Raw genomic sequence first — 362 nt, 5'->3', positions numbered from 1 at the left:
TCTGAAATAGTGCTTCACTTCTAACCAGTTTTTAAACTGCGAGCTTCCGTACTGAATAAGTGCCCCGCCAAATGATTCCTGNCCTCGGCCTTCTCTTCGGTCATCTATCAAGTAGTCACCCTTCAATAGGTTCTTGTGATAAGAAATAATCAAGCGATGTACGTGCTCGGAACCCAAATGCTGCTCTACCCAAAGACGCTTTTCTGAATAGCACATAGGGTTGCACAGTGAAGGAGCTGTTAGGATGTAGACATCAAAATTCGCTTGTTCACATAGCCACTTAAACACTGATATTGCATCTTTGATGGGCTCAAGCGACTGATAAAACCCTTTTTGGCTTTGCGGGTAAGCAAGTTCTGGGC

At 44.3% G+C, this 362-nt stretch carries 1 protein-coding gene; it reads right to left on the bottom strand.

What is annotated here, in order from left to right:
* The coding region (locus A3761_RS03865; RefSeq protein ID WP_068749852.1) for a hypothetical protein at positions 1-362 on the bottom strand (362 nt) is incomplete at both ends.

Source organism: Oleiphilus sp. HI0123, assembly GCF_001635315.1.
This window is presented reverse-complemented; position numbering and strand designations above follow the sequence as displayed.